We start from the raw sequence: 16,734 nt of genomic DNA, 5'->3' as shown, positions 1-16,734 counted from the left end.
CTGCCACACTTGAATACTGGAGGACCGGTGACTGAACGCGCACTATCCAGTACGCCTCGACTGAGCGGTGCCATCGTGCTCGCGGCAGCGACCGCGCTCTTGTTGAGTTCATGTGCGTCGAGTGAAGAAGCAGCTACAGGCGACGCGATGGCCGGCGTGAGCGGGCCGGTCGGTAGCTCGGCCGATGCCGGCGAACCGGTAAGCGGTGGCACCTTGTCGTTCGGCTCGCTGGCGCTGCCCGCAACCCTGGACCCCGCACGCACCATGGCGTCCGGTTCGACAGGTGGCACCGAGATGGCAGCAATCTACGACGTGCTCGTGCGCTTCGACGGTCAGGCCGGCGAGTTCGAACCCCAACTCGCCGAGGACCTCACCGTCAGCGACGACGGTAAGACGTGGACGTTGACCCTGCGGGACGGGGTGACCTTCAGCAACGGCGAAAGCCTCGACGCCGAAGCGGTTCGGTGGAGCATCGATCGGTACGTCGCCAATCGTGGTCCCGACTCGCAGCTGTGGAAGAACGCTGTCTCGTCGATATCGGCACCCGACGACTCGACAGTGATCTTCGAACTGTCCAGTCCCTGGGCCACATTCCCGACTATGTTGGCCACGGGCCCGGGCATGATAGTTGCCGCGCAGTCCGATCAAGCGGAGAATTTCACCCCGATCGGGGCCGGACCCTTCGTGCTGGAAGCGAACAAGCCGAACGAGCAGATTCAGCTCGAACGACGCGAGGGCTATTGGGGTGGTGACGCGAAACTCGACGGCGTACGTTTCCTCCCCTCGGCAGGCGGCCAACAACAGTTGGACATGTTCAACACCGGACAGCTGGAGATGTTTTTCACCGTCGAGGCACAGATCGTCGCTGACGTCGTCGGAGCTGGCAACCCCGGCTATCTGAATGTGATGAATGCCGGCAACGACGTGTTGATCAACAACGCTGAAGGCCGCCCTGGGTCGGACCTGAGGGTGCGGCAGGCACTGATCAAAGCCGTCGACCCGGTCGCATTCGATGAGCGGACTCAGGACGGGATCGGCCGTCCGAGCGTCGCGCTGTTCTCGGAGGCGTCACGCTGGAATACAGGCGCCCCGGCCTCGAAGTACGACCCCGAAGGTGCTCGTTCGCTACTGGAAGAAGCCAAAGCAGACGGCTACGACGGCAAGATCACGTTCACAACGCGCCAGGCACCGGAGGCGCAGGCCCGGGCACTCGCGATCCAGGCGATGCTCAATGCCGTCGGATTCGACGCAGAGGTCGAGTTCTTGAACTCCACCAGCGACATCATCCGAGTGATCAACGTCGAAAAGAACTACGACCTGGGCCAGTCCGCCCTCAGCATCCGCGATTCGGCCCCATTCCTCAAGCTCTACTCGGTCTTCCACAGCGACTCGACGGGGAACGCCTCCGGGTACTCGAACCCTGAGATGGACGAGTTGCTTGCCACACTGCAAATGGCAGGTACACAGGAGGAAATCCAATCAGCCATCGACGATATCGAGTCGCTGGCCACCGAAACGGTACCTACTCTGCCGCTGGCAGCGCAGGACAATCTGGTGGTCTGGCAGCCTGAAGTTCAGGGCGCATCCCACAGTTTCGCCGACATCATGCTTCTCGACGAGGTCTGGCTCTCCTGAGTATCAGCGACTGGGTGGGCACTCAGAGCTTTCCCGCGGCGATCAGTTCGACCGGATCGGAAAGATCGACCGTGCCGAGGTAGCCGCCGCGCTGCGCGACCGCATCATGCACGCCGAATCCCAAAAGATTCTGCGACTCGCGCGGCAAGGCGCGCACCTGCTCCATCGGTATCGACAGGACCTGGTTCTCCTCGGTCCGCAGCCAACCCACGCAGTAGCTGATGTGCAACCCGCGACGCCACTGATCAGCGGTGGTGTTCGCGCCGGCAGCGTGGATGGTCGAACCAAGGTAGATGATCCCCGAGCCGGCTTTCATCACCGCAGGAATCGCCTCGGCGTCGGTCGGTTGGCGCTGCGGATCCCACAAGTGACTGCCCGGGATAACCCGGGTGGCACCGTTCTCCGCAGTGAAGTCCCGCAGCGCCACCACGGACGCCAACTGAAGGGTCGGCCGCGGCTTGGGTACATGGACCCAGACGGCTTCGTCGCGGTGGAGATATTGGGCAGTCCCTCCGGGGCCGCGATTGAGCACCTGGCCGAGATTGAGCTGATAGGCCGCGCAGTTCGGTAGCAACACCGCGTCGCACACTCCACGATAAATCGGGTGGGTGAGCACCTCGGTGGCAAAAACCGTCGACTTCGCCGCCAGCCCAGCCAGGTGCTCAGTGTGTTCGCCGAAAAAGTCCGCCACCACAGCATTGACGAACCCACGCTCCGCACCCTGCGCTCGCTCGCTCAGGTGAGAGTCGAGTTCGGCATTGAAACGGGTGAGGAGGTCCTGGTCAAGCAGGTCTTCGACAATCACGACGCCATGCTCTTGCAGAGCATCGGTGATTGACTGCATCGACTCCGAGGCGTGAAGGCGGGGCGGCTGCGTCATGATCGGCACTCCCTAGATATACGAGACGTTGAAGTAGCGTGCACCAGAATTGTTGGGCCGGTGCAGTAATCGGCTCAGGGATTTCCAGCAGTGGATCCGATTGGGCTCTGTTTCGGCATCAGTGCGTTCAGGTAGAACTCGACGCATTCGACCGAGAGGTCGGCCAGTGAGTACTCGGCGGTGGGGCGGAACCATCGCCCGGTAAGCCACAGGCCATCTTTGATCAATTCGTATGCAACGTTCGGGGCGATCGATCGTCGGTAGACGCCTTCACTGATTCCGCGTTCGAGCGAAGCGATCCATAGTTTGTGGTTGCTCACCGCGAGTGCGCGGATCTCGTCGTGACCGCCGAGTTGTCGTATGGTGCTTTCCTCGTTGCGGCAAATCTGTGGCGAGTGTGGATCCTCGTCGATCAGCGTCAGAGACCTACGAATCAGCTCACCGAGTTCGAGCTCCGGAGGCAGTGACCGGTCGACAACCCGATGAAATTCGGTATTCATCGCACGTAAGTGGCCGATGACGATCTCCTCCAGGAGCGACTCCTTCGAGGGCACGTATTGGTAGAGGCTGCTCGGAAGGATGCCGATGCTGCTTGCGATCATGCGCATCGACGTACCTGCCAAGCCATTCTCTGCGAACAGCTTCGTTGCCGTGTGCAGCACCTGCTGTTTCCGCTGCTCGGCGTTGGCAGTGGCATTCGTCGGCATGATTCCCCGTTGCCTTCTGAGTACCCCGCAAGACGGAGCATGATCTCGGTCGCGTTGCCAGTTGGTAGGTACGTGCTGCGCAGGCCCTGGTGGCCTGATCCGCGGAGTAGTGGGGTCATCCACTTTGCCGCAGTCGCAGCTTATCGACCTTGCCGGAGGTGTCGCGGGGGAGTGCAACGACGATCTCGACATAGTAGGCCGTGAATACGGTGATGAGACGTAGGAAGATCGAAGTAACAAACGCTTGGTCAGAGACAGGCGGAGGTGACAGGTCCCAACGATCGGACTCCAGAATGAAAATCCACTAGTCCTTTTACCTGGTTTTATACTTCTATCCAGCCCATTTGCAGCTTCGTTTGTTGCGGCCTCGTAGTCCTTGACGTGACTGCCACCACATCGCTATCGTTCAACCTAGCGAATGCTTGGTTTATTCTTTCTCATCAAATATGCGCTGTGTTTCCGTGGCGAGTCTTGGCCCTATGGGCCTGCAAAAGGAGTGGATCCAGATGGATAGCAATGAGGTCGACGGGCGCGTTCACGATCTTCCAAGCGCCACCTCAGCGACGCAACTACGCAAAGTTGCGCTGTCGTCTCTGTTGGGCACAGCCCTCGAGTACTACGATTTCCTGCTGTACAGCACGATGGCAGCCCTCGTGTTCGGTGACGTGTTCTTCCCGGGGGAATCGCAGGCGGTCTCCACCATCGCCGCTTTCGGCACCCTGGCCGTGGGCTACGTCGCGCGCCCATTGGGCGGAATCCTGTTCGGCCACTTCGGCGATCGGTTCGGCCGCAAGCACATCCTCATCGTCACGATGGCACTGATGGGCGTGGCGAGCGTCCTCATCGGACTGTTGCCCAGTTACGCCGCGATCGGCGTCACGGCCCCGATTCTGCTCATCGTCCTGCGAATCTTGCAGGGTGTAGCAGTCGGCGGCGAATGGGGCGGTGCCGCACTGATGGTCGTCGAACATGCCGATGCCGAGAATCGCGGAAAATGGGCCGGCATCATGAATTTGGGGTCACCGCTGGGGTTCTTGATGTCGACGGTCGCCGTCGCCTTGGTGACTCTACTGCCGGACGAGAGCCTGCAATCGTGGGGCTGGCGTATCCCGTTCCTGTTCAGTGCACTGCTCGTCGTCGTAGGCCTCTACGTCCGGTCGCGGGTCACGGAAAGCCCAGTGTTCCAACAAGCAGCCGAACGCGCCGAAACCGAAAAGCCCGAACGCACCCCACTGAGCCGACTGATCCGCAGTCCTCGCCCCGTACTGCTGGCATGTGCTGCGGGTATTGCTCCCTTCGCGCTCACCGCGCTCATGACCTCACACATCATCGCGTATGCGACGGGCATCGGCTACGACAAGTCGGAAGTGATCCGGGTACTGATACTCCTGTCCGTGGTCGCGCTTGTCGCCATCCCACTGGCATCCACGCTGTCCGACCGAATCGGCCGTCGTACGGTCGTGTTCATCGGCGCTACAGGCGCAATCATCTTTGCGTTCCCGCTCTACATGCTGATCAACACCGGCTCCATCGCACTGATGGCGGGTGGCCTGGTCATCGCGCAAATCTTCCAGAACATGATGTTCGCACCCCTGGTCCCGCTGCTGTCGGAGATGTTCGGTACCACCGTCCGCTACACGGGCGCATCCCTCGGATACCAAGGCGCCAGCCTCATCGGCGCAGGCTTCACCCCTTTGATCGCCAGCGTCCTGCTCGCCGGATTCGGCGGCTCCAGCGTCCCGCTGAGCCTGATCATCGTCATCACCGCAGGCATATCGATCGGGGCACTGACCATGATCAAAGAGACCCGAGGGCGCGACCTCAACACGATCGACGTCGAACCTAGCCCCGCCCACCCCAGCGCGGACATCAGCGCACAGTGACCTCACACGGTATTGAGACCGACGGATTGCGTCGATCGACAGCGGTAGAAACGCGGGCTTGACGAATCCCTTTCGAGAAGAACAGAGGTGCTACGAGATGCAAGGAATCGGTACTGCATATTTGGTCGACGCCGTCCGAACACCGGTGGGACGGCGTCGCGGTGGGCTTCAGGGCTGCCATTCGGCAGATCTGGGAGCACATGTCCTCACGGAGTTGATGTCGAGAACGGGGATCGACCCGGGCTACGTGGACAACGTGATATTCGGTTGTTCCGATGCAGTGGGGCCACAAGCGGGCAATGTTGCGAGGACCTCTTGGCTCGCGGCCGGGCTCCCGGAACATGTTCTGGGCGTCACCGTGGACCGTCAGTGCGGCTCCTCCCAGCAGGCCCTTCATTTCGCGGCGTCCGCGGTTCTCTCCGGGACCGCAGAACTCGTTGTCGCAGGCGGAGTTCAGAACATGAGTGCTATTCCGATCGGTGCAGCGATGCTGGCCGGAAAGCCATACGGCTTCGACGATCCCTTCCTTGGATCGACAGGCTGGGTCCAGCGGTACGGCACCGATCCGATTGGACAAATCCGCGCCGCTGAGATGATTGCAGAAAAATGGAACATCACGCGACCTCAGATGGAGGCCTACGCCGTCGAAAGCCACACCCGCGCCATCCGTGCACGAGAGGAGGGGCGATTCGCGCGAGAAATTGTGCCGGTCGGAGATGTGACAGCAGACGAGGGGCCGCGCACACCGGACTGGGAGAAGATTCGCTCGCTCCCACCTGTTGTTGAGGGAGGTCTGATAACTGCGGCGGTATCGAGTCAGCTCTCAGACGCTTCTGCAGCGCTACTCGTTGCGAGCGAGTCGGCGGTCAACCGATACGGACTTACGCCACGTGCTCGCATCCATCACATGTCCGGTCGCGGTGCGGACCCGGTCATGATGTTGACAGCGCCGATTCCTGCCACTGAACACGCATTGCGACTTACTGGTCTGACACTCGATGACATCGACCTCATCGAAATGAACGAAGCTTTCGTCTCGGTCGTTCTCGCATGGCAGAAAGAAACTGGGGCCGATCTGTCGAAAGTCAATGTCAATGGTGGTGCGATCGCGCTGGGGCATCCACTCGGCGCGACCGGCGCACGCTTGATGACCACACTTCTCCACGAATTGGAACGCACCGGCGGACGCTTCGGCCTCCAGACCATGTGTGAGGGCGGCGGCCAAGCCAACGTGACAATCATAGAAAGACTGTGAAACAAGCGATTCGACGAATGGACGATTGGTTCGCGTACTCGATCTAGCGTTATAGAACGATTCGACGAGGACCTGCATCCTCATTTTCCCGGATCCGGGGACAGATGGCGCTTCAAGAAAGCACTGGATCGACTCGCTTACTTCAAAGGGGTGACAGCGGTCACTCCGACGGCTAAGTTGACACACGTCAACAAGTTTCGACACATGTCAGGAGTACGCATGTCCCCCTCATCCGAGACGGCCAAGACCGCTGTCGCCAAGACCACGGTGGTGATCGGTGCCGCCTCCGGTCTCGGCGCCGCGATCGCCGAGCACCTGCGTTTACATGGCCACCACGTCATCGGCGCCGATCTGGTGAGCAGTGAGTCGATACTCCCGGTGGACGTCGCCGACGAGGCAACGGTGCAGGCCCTGTTCGAGAAAATCATCGATGAACGCGGCTCGTTCACCGGCGTGGTGAACTGTGCCGGCACGAGCACTCTCTCGCCCGTGGTCAACCACGATTCGGCCGAGTTTCGGCGCATTCTGGACATCTCCTTGGTCGGCGCATTCCATGTGCTCAAGCACGCCGGAAGTCGCGTTGCCGAGGGCGGATCGTTGGTCACCCTGGCCTCGCTCAACGGGACCCAACCCGGATCGGGGCTGGCGGCCTACTGCACGGCCAAGGCCGGGCTCCTGATGCTCTCGAAGGTGACGGCTCTGGAGTTGGCTCCGCGGCAGATCCGGGTCAACACGGTCTCTCCCGGTCTCGTTGTCACGCCGTTGACCTCGCCGGCCATGGAGATCCCCGGTGTGGGTGAGGACTACGTCGAGAACACGCCGCTGGGACGCTCAGGGACGGGGCTGGAGATCGCGACCGCGTGTGAGTACCTGCTGTCCGACGGTGCGGCATGGACAACCGGCGAGGACATGCAGGTCAATGGCGGTGCACACTTGAAGCGCTACCCGGACCTGCTGGGTCTTATCGAGAAGGCCTTCGGATGAGCCGCACCGGGTCTGCGGGCGCGGACGGCGCCGATCCCTACCGAGGCCGTTTCGTCGGTCGCGCCGCGCTGGTGACCGGGGCAGGGTCCGGCATCGGGGCCGCGTTGGCCGCAGCGCTGGTCAAGGCGGGCGCGTATGTCGTCTGTACCGACCTCGACCAGACGGCTGCGCAACGCACGGCAGCGGCACTGAGGCCGCGAGCTCGTGCCGAGGCGCTCGACGTCACCGACCCCGAGCAGGTGCTGGCAGCCGTGGACCGGGTGGTCGCCGAGCACGGTCGGATCGACCTGATCTTCAACAACGCCGGCATCAGCTTCGGCGGCGAGGCCGAGCACCTGACCCTGGCCCAGTGGAATCAGATCATCGACGTGAACCTCCGTGGCGTGGTGCATGGCATCCATGCGGCCTACCCGAAGATGATCGCCCAGGGCAATGGTCACATCGTCAACACGGCCTCGGCTGGTGGCCTGATGGCAGCCGGTCTGATCACCAGCTACGTCGCCACGAAGCACGCAGTGGTCGGACTCTCGCTCGCGCTGCGTACCGAGGCAGCGGCCAAGGGCGTGGGTGTCACCGTTATCTGTCCGGGGGCGGTCGACACCCCGATCTTGGACAAGGGTTCGATCGACGCCTTCGTGGGCCGTGACTACTACCTCAAGGGTCAGCGCATCAAGACCCCGTACTCGCCGGCGAAGCTGGCCGATGAGGTGCTGGCGGCCGTCGCCGGGAATAGAGCGATCCTGGTCGCGCCGCGCTCGGCTCGCCTGGCATGGCGGTTCAACCGGCTCGCGCCGGGACTGATGCAGCGCTCGTCGATCTTATTCGTGGCTCGACAGCGCAAGTGGCAGGCTCAGCGAGCCCACAAGGCGGAGAAGACGGCCGCTCGCTGACCACCCGCAACATCCCGCCGCACTGCCTCAGTTCGCTCTAGGGGTCAGGTGGCGCTTCAAGAAAAGCACCGCATGTTCGACAGCAGGTCCGTGGAACGGCTTGCCCGGGAAAAGATCGAAGTGGTCGCCCGGGTAATGCCGGACCTCGGCGCGGCCCGCGAAGGCTGCAAGTGCCGCCGCGCGGGGCGGCGCTGATTGGTCGAAGTCGGCGATCTGGACCAGCAGCGGGACCTTGATCTTCGCGGCAGCCTGGGCCGGTGCCCTGGTGCCGAGTTCCAGCCCGACGTCCGCGCGTACTTCGTTGCGCCACGACGGACCTGCGATCGAGTGGTAATCCTCGTAGGCACCGGACAGAGTGAGCGCGCCGGGCTGCCCCGGCTTGCCGACGACAGGCAGCATCGTGGGTTTGCCCATGGTGACCCGGACCCGCGCAGCGATTCCCGTCGCAGTCGCCTTGAGCAGAGTGATCGGTCCGTGTGCAGCTAGAGCGTGCCGCATGGCGGCCAGGCCGTCGACCATCGGCACCACAGAGATGACAGCCGCAATGTCGCCACGGTCGGCGGCCACCTGGAGTACATGGCCGCCAGCCAGTGAGACTCCCCATAGGACGATCCGCTGCGGATCGACGCCGGGGAGTTGTGCGGCAGCGTCGACCGCCGCCATCCAATCCTCGACCTGACCGGCCAAGGACACGGTCTGGCGCGCGTCGCCGCCGCTGGTGCCGAAACCGCGGTAGTCGAACGTGAAGGCATCCAATCCGGCTGCGGCGAACGCCTCGGCAAAGCCGTCCAGGCCCGAGTCGCGGGTGCCACCCAATCCATGGGCCAACACGACGACCGGCCGGCCGGCCGCCGATGCCAACACGTCACTGTGAGCCGAGAAGTGGGTGCCCTCGCAGCGTGTACCAGCCACTGTGAAGCCGACGGTGCTCGATACCGTGCTGCTCGATGTTGTGGCCGACAGGGTCATGGTGTTGTCGTTCTCATTCATACCTGGCTCCAAAGGTGTTGAACGGGAGTCGAATTGCAGGGATCACGACTCAGGAAAGGGGATGGGTGCCGTAGATGGAGCGCACCCAGATGCTGGTGACCACCTCGACATGGAGGTTATGGTCGGGGCACGAGCCCATCACTCGACGCTCCATGTTGCGGTCGTTGACGTCCAGCAGAACCGCAGCCAATGTTCGTGCGTCGACTCCGTCCGGTGCCCGGCCGGCAACGCGTTCGGCTTCGATCATGGCGGCTACGGACTCTTCGAACGAGACCCGGTCGGCCTCCCACATCTTGCGGATGGACGGGTTGGTGGCTCGGGCCTCCAGCACGGCGCGGTAGAGATGCTCGTGCCGCTCGGTCACGGTGAACAGGTGCGAGATGCTTTTGCTGATGCGCTCGTTCGGGTCGCGATCGACGTCGGTCAACCAGGCTCCGGCCTCGGCCGCTTCCTCGTAGATGACTTCCATCAGGGCGCCGACCGCAGCCGCCTTGTTCTCGAAGTAGAAGTAGAACGCAGAGCGTGTGACCCCGGCGCGACGGGACAGGTCGGCGACGTTGATCGACTCGACACTGTCCACCTCCCGCAGGGAATCATCGAGCGCCGTCAGCAGCGCACTTCGGCGCGCGTCTCCTTTCGACAGGCTCCGTTGAGCAGCGATCCGAGCGTTCACCGAGGAACCCGGGCGCGGCCGATCGGCAGTTCCTTCGTCCGCAATTGGTGCTCATAGACGAAGTAGTCCAATTGCTGAGTGTGACGCGCGGTTGGAACCATGTGCCCAAGGTACAGAGCCTCGTCCTGCGCAATGACCCGCTTCATGTCTGGGACCGAAGGGAGCGAGTACTGGCCGACCAGGTAGGCGCCGAGAATCCGGGTCTGGGCCTCCACGAACGGGAACAGCGTCGGGGTGGACTGCGCGAATCCGATGAACGCAAGGTCGTCGATGCCGGGGGAGAACATCCGCTTGTACAAGCTGATGTGGTTGGCCTTGGCCGAGAAGAACTCCGGGTCGAAGAACGGGAACGTGATGTTGTAGCCGGTGGCGTAGATGATCACGTCGAAGTCAGCGCTGGTGCCGTCCTCGAAATGCACGGTCTTGCCGTCCAGACGCTTCAGATTGCCCTTGGCGGTCAGATCGCCCGACCCCAGACGCAGCGGCAATTCCACCGACTGGGTGGGGTGTGCCTCCATGAATTTGTGATTCGGCTCCGGCAACCCCATGTCCGAGGGATACCCGTTCTGCATGGGCGCCACCTTGGCGATGACCTTGCGTTGCCACTTCAGCGGGATGTGCGGCGAGGTCTTGAAGCCCATGTCCGCGGGCTTTCCCCTGATGTACTTGGGCACGATCCACGCACTCGAGCGAGTCGAGATCACGACCTCGTTGTCAAGGGTGCGGCTGGATAGTTCGACCGCGATGTCAGCAGCCGAATTACCGATACCGACCACCAGAATTCGCTTGCCGCGCAGGTGCAATGGCTGTTCTGGATCGATGTAAAGGTGCGAGTGGATGCTCTCCCCGGTGAACTCACCTTCGAACTCCGGCAACCGAGCGTCCCAGTGGTGACCATTGCCGACCACCAGAAAGTCGAACTCACGAGTCGAACCATCCTGCAGGTCCAGCTCCCATCCGCCGCCAGGCTTGCGACGCGCACTGCGGACGCCGTTGGAGAACTCGATGTTCTTCTTCAGGTCGAAGGCCTCGGCATAGTCCTCCAGATACTCCTTGACCAGCGTGTGGTGTGGGAAGTCCGGGTAGCTCTCGGGCATCGGAAAGTCCCGGAACGACAGTTGGTATTTGGAGGTGTCGATATGCAAAGACTTGTAGGCGCTCGACATGCCGTTCGGGTTACCGAAGGCCCAGTTGCCACCGATGCGATCGGACATTTCGAAGCAGGTGTGCGGAACGCCGTAGTCGTCGAGCATCTTGCTTGCGGTGAGTCCGGAGATCCCTGCGCCGATGATCGCAGTGGTGGGCTTATCGAACTTTGTGGTCATGATCGACTCGCTTACTTCAAGGGGGTGACAGCGGTCACTTTAGGTGCTAATTTGACGGACGTCAAGAATTTGAGTCGCCCTGGGGCATCAATTGTCGACGCTTTTCTCTGCTACCAACTTCAGAGTGTCGAGATCTCGGATTGCCTGGCAACCGCGCTCGATCATGGACACGAACATATCGTCACCACGAGAGGAGTCGACTGCGAAGGCGCATCCGAGCGAGGGCATCAGCAATGCTTGAATCATTCCGAATCTGTAATCTTGCCAGCAACTTTCGAGGTCGAATCCGGGAATCTCGTAACCGCTCAGCGCGGCGTGATAAGTATCGACGACGTTGCGCTCGATGGACCTGCGCAGCTCGGTTCGAACGCTGGTGCCCATGAAATAGGCGAGATCCCGAGCGGGTAGCCCGACACTCAGGGTCTGCCAATCCACAACTGAAATCTCATCGTTGTCGGGGTGAAAAAGTATGTTGTCGAGACGGTAGTCACCATGAAGCAAACTGAAGCGTCCGAAGTCTGCCAGCAACCATGGGGTCACCAGGCTCATTGCCGCGGTGAGGGTTTCGACGTCCGCACTGCTGAGTCGTGCCGCCAGCTTCTCGGCGGTGAGGCCCGCACTCATGACACAGACGTCGCCCAGTCCTTTCGCGCCGGCAGCGTCGAGCGATGTCATGGCAAGCCCATCGAATGTAAGCCATTCCGGAGTATTCCACGTCGGGCCGTGCAGGCCGGCGATTGCAGCACCGGCAAGGTTCGCTTCCCGTTCGCTACAGCCCGCGATCTGATCTCCCTGCTCCTTGGGCGCTTGATCTGCCAGCAGGAGTGCATAGTTCAACGAGTCGTCGGTAATTTCGCAGTGAAAGGATCGAGGCACGGGGATCTGCACCTTGTCGGCCACCGACGCGTAGAAGGCGCATTCGCTTCGGTAGCCGAGAGCTACCCGTGCGCGGCTTTCGTCGTCCACTACGGGCAACTTGATGACGAACGTGGTCGGCAATCCGGCGGGGTTGGCCGAATAGGTTGCCGAGATTCGGTACGTAGCACCGGTCTGACCTGTGCCGATGGGATCGACGATGACATCGCTTACCCGGATTTCCTCACCCCTTGGGGCGAGCACGCCAGTGAGCCAGGTGCTGGTTACCTCGTCTGGAAAGCGGGGGATCGATACGGGTGTGCTCACTGTGGGTCCCTTCCACGGAACTGGCTCTTGGTGTCTACTGGGCGCACTGGAGTGAATCGCAACCGGCGCATGGGGTTCGATATGACATTTGACGCTCGTCAATTAAGTTAGATGAGCATCGGCCAATAGGCAAGGGTGTCTTTGTTGCCTGACGGTGCACGTCCGGAAGAGTCGGGCAAGAAGTTCGGGGCCGGAAGGGTATTGCATACGAGACCTGGGGCAACTAGCTTAATTGACGACCGTCAAATCCATTGGTCGAGCGGCAAGAATCCTGTGGATGGTCCGCGTCGCCTGATGCAAGAATCGGAGAATCGAGTATGGCGTCGAGCGCACGAGTCCTGGATGAACTGGGCTACTACTTACTGGCGGGTGCCGGGAGCGACGGGCCCGCAACGTTGATGGACGAGGCCCGACTCGGTGAGGAAATGGGCTTCGGGACCGCCTGGATCTCCGAACGCTGGAATGTGAAGGAAGCGTCGTCACTGTCCGGCGCTGCGTGCGCGGTCACCAACCGAATGCGCATCGGCACCGCAGCGACCAATCACAACACACGGCACCCACTCGTCACGGCGTCGTGGGCGACGACTCTGCACCGACTCTCGGGTGGGAGGTTCACGCTCGGGATCGGACGCGGCATAGCAGCGATGGGCGGCGCGTTCGGGGTGCCGTCAGTGACCACGGCGATGATGGAGGATTGGGCCCAGATCACCCGAAGGCTGTGGCACGGTGAAGTCATCGTCAATCATGATGGGCCGCTGGGTAAATGGCCGGTATTGTTCCTGGATTCCGATTTCGACGAAGACATCCGCTTGGCGATAGTCGCTTTCGGCCCCAACACCCTGAAGTTGGGCGGCCGAGAATTCGACGACGTCGTTCTGCATACCTACTTCACTCCCGAGACACTTCAACGCGCGGTGAAGACGGTGAAGACGGCGGCGGAGCAGGCCGGCCGAGATCCAGACAGTGTCAGGGTGTGGTCGTGCTTGGCGACGGTAGGTGATCACCTACCCGAGGAATTACGTGTGAAGAAGACCGTTGCTCGGTTGGCGACGTACCTGCAGGGCTACGGAGATCTCCTGGTGAAAACCAACAACTGGGATCCGGCTGTGCTGCAACGTTTCCGTGCAGACTCGGTGGTGACCTCGATCGCTGGGGGTATCGACAGCAAAGCCACGAAGGATCAGCTGGAACACATCGCGACGTTGTTGCCCGAGGAGTGGCTGGAACCATCTGCGACCGGTACAGCAGAGCAGTGCGTCGACCGTATACGCGAGGAGTTCGACTACGGCGCAGATGCGGTGATCCTGCATGGCGCAACTCCGCAGGAGCTCGCGCCGATCGTGGAGGTCTATCGCGAAACCAGCTGATGAACGAGCTATGCCGGCTCGATGGGGTGAACCATCGGCCGGCATAGCCCGCGCAATCTACAGATCCGGGGCCGTCAGTGCTCCACTATCAGCATTGGGGAAGATCGATGCTGATAGTCGGAGTGTCCACTAGCGGCTGGACCGGAACCGTAGCTTCACCGGAAACGGAAGGCTCCTCCAGTTCCCAAGTGACAGTCGAGGATTCACCGGGCGGGATCGTGACGTACGCAGCCTGGACGGGTCGACCCAGCTCGGTACCCTTCTGGACCGAGAAGGCGTTGACGCCGTCGACCTTCATGCCGGTGATCTTGGCGCCCTGCGTTCCGTACAGGTAGGCAATCGACTCGTTGGTACCGTACGGGACACCGGGCTGGAAAGTACTGGCCACGTACTGAGTCAGTCCGTCCGAGTTCACGGTGTTGGTCAGTGTCGCCGTCACCGTCGACTTACGGGTCGGTCCGGTGCACGATTCCGCGGTGTACGAGATATCGCGAGTCAGGTAGTAGTCCAGCTTGTTTCCGCCTGCGTTGTTGACGATCACGTTGGCGTACGGCGCAGGATCGTTCGGGAGCGTGTGGCCGACCTTCGTACCCGCCAGGACTTCCTGTTCGGCGGGATCTGCGCTCCACACCGAGATGCGTCCCTCGCTGCCTGCCCGGCCGACCGCGTCGAGCAACTTGCGGGTCGGAGCGACGCCCGTCGTCATCTTCGACACGACAGCTGCTGAGATTTCCTGCAGGTAGTTCTTGCGAGCGAGCTGATCCTCGCCGAACCGAGCGTATGCACTGGACAGCGTCACCTCGACGACGTTGTCACCCGAAATGACCTCACCGTCGGCGAGTGTGACCGGGCCGGTCGCGTCGAGGATGTAGCCGAGGGCGACAGGATCGGTAGCGACGGCGCCGTCGAGCTTCTCACCGGTCTGCTCGGCCCACATCGAAGTCCAGACCTGGCCTGCATACGGAAAGTGCGGGCTCGCATTGGAATTGCGGAAGTCGGTCGTGGTGTTACGTGGTCCCCACAGCGCGGTGTACTCGGGGCCGAGGTCGATCGGCTGCTCCGCGAACTCCAGCTCGCGGTTGCTGCCGAGGGTATCCACCCGGGCAGTTCCGTTGTCGGCGCGCACAATTCCGAAGCCACCGAGTAGGCCGCCCGTGCCGCGTGCCTCGGCATTGGTCTGGAAGGCAAGGAAGTAGGAGCGGGGACCGTTGGCGCCCATCATCGAAGGCACGATCCGGCTCGCCGTGTAGGTGTTGCTCAGCAACCCCGACAGATCGTGGGTCTGATTCTCGAGCTGCACACGGGCGTCGTCGACCACACCGAGATAGGCGGGCGCCTCGATTGCCTTAGCCTGCGCGTAAAGGTCCTGTGCCGCGGCGGATGTCTCCGCGAGGATCGGCTCGGCGTCGGTGAGCGACTGCAAGTTCACTCGGCCGCCTCCCTCGATGACGTTGTCGGGGGAGATACTGGCACTCGCCTGCGCCGCAGGTTCGAGAACGTCGACAGCGAGGCCTCGGACGACATCGGTGATCTCGACGATCGTCTCGAGCGGACTGCCGAGCACTGGGATTGCGGCAACGATCGTGAACGGCAGCGACGACGCCGCGCTCTGGGCTTTGTCCGCGGACTCGCTCGCCTCGGCGGCAGCGGCCTGCGCTCCCGGCACATCGCCGTCGAGCAGCGCGTTCTTGGCGGAGTTCGCGGCGTCCCGCGTTGTCTCCAAATTGGACTTCGCCGTCACGGCCTCGTATGCCAGCCACGAGAGGAAGGCGAGAACGATGACCAGAACGATGCCGACACCCAACAGGACGGGGCGCTTGTTCTTGCGCGACGGCGGGCGGGTCTCGGTGCCAGAGGTCATGTCGACGGGGCTCCTGATGCTAGGGATGGTTCGAGTGAAGGGCGCGGTATTGCGAAAAGAAGATATGCGCGCCCGTGGGAAGACTAGTGCGTCGACGTCGGTAGTGGGTATTGAGGTAGTGGGGTAATTCGTTTGAATGTATCGGGAATTAATACAATCAGGTAAAAGATGGATTCGAGGCGCTGAAATCGTAACGTGATGATGGTTACCGTCGATAATAATATGGCGGTCCAGGGGGATCGTCTCATTTGGAGAGGGGAGTCGGGAGAGTGATCCGCGGTAGTTCGGGAGGGTGCGGTTCGGATTCCCCGATACCACAGCAGGGCGGATCGGCGGGTCCCGCGCGGCTCGATCCGGTGCAATCTGCGACCAAGGTCATATTCGACAGGGTCGTGGCCGCAACAATCCTGATGGTCCTGGCGCCGGTATTCCTCGGATGCGTGATTCTGACCAGTGGGGCCGAGGGTGAGCCGACGTTCGCGTCCTCGACGCGCATCGGTCGCCGGGGCGTCAATTTTCGGCTCCTGAGCTTCAGGACATCTCCTGAGCAGCGGCTCGGCGTACTCCTGACGAGGCTCGGGATGGATCATCTGCCCGAGCTGGTCAATGTTCTTCGTGGCGACATGAGCTTGGTCGGACCGCGACCCACCGCGGATCGACCCGACATTCACGAGGGGGAAGTACCCGCCGACTGCCGTCCGGGGATTACCGGGCTGTGGGTGTTGGCGCCCCGCGCAGACCTCTCAGGACCGGACGCAGCGATGCTCGATCGCCGCTATGTGGACTCGTGGTCGCTCGCGCGCGACATCCGCATCCTGTACCGGACAGTTGCCGCAGTACGGTACGGCCCCTGAACGGCTGAAAATATTCAGGGAAATAACCAGAAACAAGCGGAATGGCGCTTTTCAATACGAGTCACCTAGTTTTTGCCGAAATGCACTGCGTCCACAACGGTTAATATCACGGAAGTCGCATTGGATAAGTAGAGCAAATACCTCCGGTCCACTAGTTTGTAATTGGGCGCTACTGATCGACGTTGCTTCAGCAACGTTCTTCCGGAGTGAAGATTGTGCCGCCGGCGCAGAGGACCGTGAGGAGGGGT

General features: G+C 61.7%; 14 protein-coding genes. 7 read left to right on the top strand and 7 right to left on the bottom strand.

Going from position 1 to position 16,734, the window contains the following annotated elements; genetic code table 11:
* The first annotated feature begins 27 nt into the window (after positions 1-27).
* Entirely contained in the window at positions 28-1,635 is a 1,608-nt protein-coding gene (locus O1W68_RS03350; RefSeq protein ID WP_269301457.1) for an ABC transporter substrate-binding protein, read from the top strand.
* Between the two features lie 22 nt (positions 1,636-1,657).
* Here O1W68_RS03350 and O1W68_RS03345 read toward each other — a convergent pair whose 3' ends face one another.
* Together O1W68_RS03345 and O1W68_RS03340 are read right to left on the bottom strand one after the other, a co-directional pair.
* A complete protein-coding gene (locus O1W68_RS03345; RefSeq protein ID WP_269301456.1) occupies positions 1,658-2,515 on the bottom strand; it encodes a phytanoyl-CoA dioxygenase family protein in 858 nt (285 codons plus the stop codon).
* A 74-nt stretch (positions 2,516-2,589) separates the two neighbouring features.
* Positions 2,590-3,222: a TetR/AcrR family transcriptional regulator gene (locus tag O1W68_RS03340; protein WP_269301455.1), complete on the bottom strand. Its 633-nt coding sequence runs from the start codon at positions 3,220-3,222 to the stop codon at positions 2,590-2,592.
* 506 nt (positions 3,223-3,728) lie between these two features.
* On the opposite strand from O1W68_RS03340, the gene O1W68_RS03335 reads away from it, so the two are divergent.
* The 4 genes from O1W68_RS03335 (at position 3,729) to O1W68_RS03320 (ending at position 8,234) form a co-directional block, all read left to right on the top strand.
* Positions 3,729-5,105, top strand: a complete 1,377-nt coding sequence (locus O1W68_RS03335) for an MFS transporter (protein WP_269301454.1) — start codon at positions 3,729-3,731, stop codon at positions 5,103-5,105.
* Positions 5,106-5,211: 106 nt separating this feature from the next.
* A complete protein-coding gene (locus tag O1W68_RS03330; RefSeq protein WP_269301775.1) occupies positions 5,212-6,360 on the top strand; it encodes an acetyl-CoA C-acetyltransferase in 1,149 nt (382 codons plus the stop codon).
* A gap of 219 nt (positions 6,361-6,579) precedes the next feature.
* Positions 6,580-7,344: an SDR family NAD(P)-dependent oxidoreductase gene (locus tag O1W68_RS03325; RefSeq protein WP_269301453.1), complete on the top strand. Its 765-nt coding sequence runs from the start codon at positions 6,580-6,582 to the stop codon at positions 7,342-7,344.
* The gene (locus tag O1W68_RS03320; protein WP_269301452.1) at positions 7,341-8,234 is read left to right on the top strand and encodes an SDR family NAD(P)-dependent oxidoreductase; all 894 of its coding nucleotides are present in this window, start codon (positions 7,341-7,343) and stop codon (positions 8,232-8,234) included. The genes O1W68_RS03325 and O1W68_RS03320 overlap by 4 nt, the downstream gene beginning before the upstream one ends.
* A gap of 27 nt (positions 8,235-8,261) precedes the next feature.
* On the opposite strand, the gene O1W68_RS03315 is transcribed toward O1W68_RS03320, so the two are convergent.
* The 4 genes from O1W68_RS03315 to O1W68_RS03300 form a co-directional block, all read right to left on the bottom strand.
* On the bottom strand, positions 8,262-9,224 hold the full coding sequence (locus O1W68_RS03315; RefSeq protein ID WP_269301451.1) for an alpha/beta hydrolase: 963 nt from the start codon (positions 9,222-9,224) through the stop codon (positions 8,262-8,264).
* Positions 9,225-9,273: 49 nt separating this feature from the next.
* The gene (locus O1W68_RS03310; RefSeq protein WP_269301450.1) at positions 9,274-9,897 is read right to left on the bottom strand and encodes a TetR/AcrR family transcriptional regulator; all 624 of its coding nucleotides are present in this window, start codon (positions 9,895-9,897) and stop codon (positions 9,274-9,276) included.
* On the bottom strand, positions 9,894-11,222 hold the full coding sequence (locus O1W68_RS03305) for a flavin-containing monooxygenase (RefSeq protein ID WP_269301449.1): 1,329 nt from the start codon (positions 11,220-11,222) through the stop codon (positions 9,894-9,896). The genes O1W68_RS03310 and O1W68_RS03305 overlap by 4 nt, the downstream gene beginning before the upstream one ends.
* An 87-nt stretch (positions 11,223-11,309) precedes the next feature.
* Entirely contained in the window at positions 11,310-12,404 is a 1,095-nt protein-coding gene (locus O1W68_RS03300; RefSeq protein ID WP_269301448.1) for a phosphotransferase family protein, read from the bottom strand.
* 317 nt (positions 12,405-12,721) lie between these two features.
* Between O1W68_RS03300 and O1W68_RS03295 the strand changes: the two genes are divergently transcribed.
* Positions 12,722-13,771 (top strand): TIGR03857 family LLM class F420-dependent oxidoreductase, encoded by a 1,050-nt coding sequence (locus O1W68_RS03295; RefSeq protein WP_269301447.1) that lies wholly within the window; start codon positions 12,722-12,724, stop codon positions 13,769-13,771.
* Between the two features lie 88 nt (positions 13,772-13,859).
* On the opposite strand, the gene O1W68_RS03290 is transcribed toward O1W68_RS03295, so the two are convergent.
* The gene (locus O1W68_RS03290; RefSeq protein ID WP_269301446.1) at positions 13,860-15,632 is read right to left on the bottom strand and encodes a DUF4012 domain-containing protein; all 1,773 of its coding nucleotides are present in this window, start codon (positions 15,630-15,632) and stop codon (positions 13,860-13,862) included.
* A gap of 269 nt (positions 15,633-15,901) precedes the next feature.
* Here O1W68_RS03290 and O1W68_RS03285 point away from each other — a divergent pair, with 269 nt between their 5' ends.
* A complete protein-coding gene (locus O1W68_RS03285; RefSeq protein ID WP_269301445.1) occupies positions 15,902-16,486 on the top strand; it encodes a sugar transferase in 585 nt (194 codons plus the stop codon).
* Positions 16,487-16,734: the final 248 nt, after the last annotated feature.

This window comes from Rhodococcus sp. H36-A4 (genome assembly GCF_027158005.1).
Lineage (GTDB): Bacteria > Actinomycetota > Actinomycetes > Mycobacteriales > Mycobacteriaceae > Rhodococcoides.
This window is presented reverse-complemented; position numbering and strand designations above follow the sequence as displayed.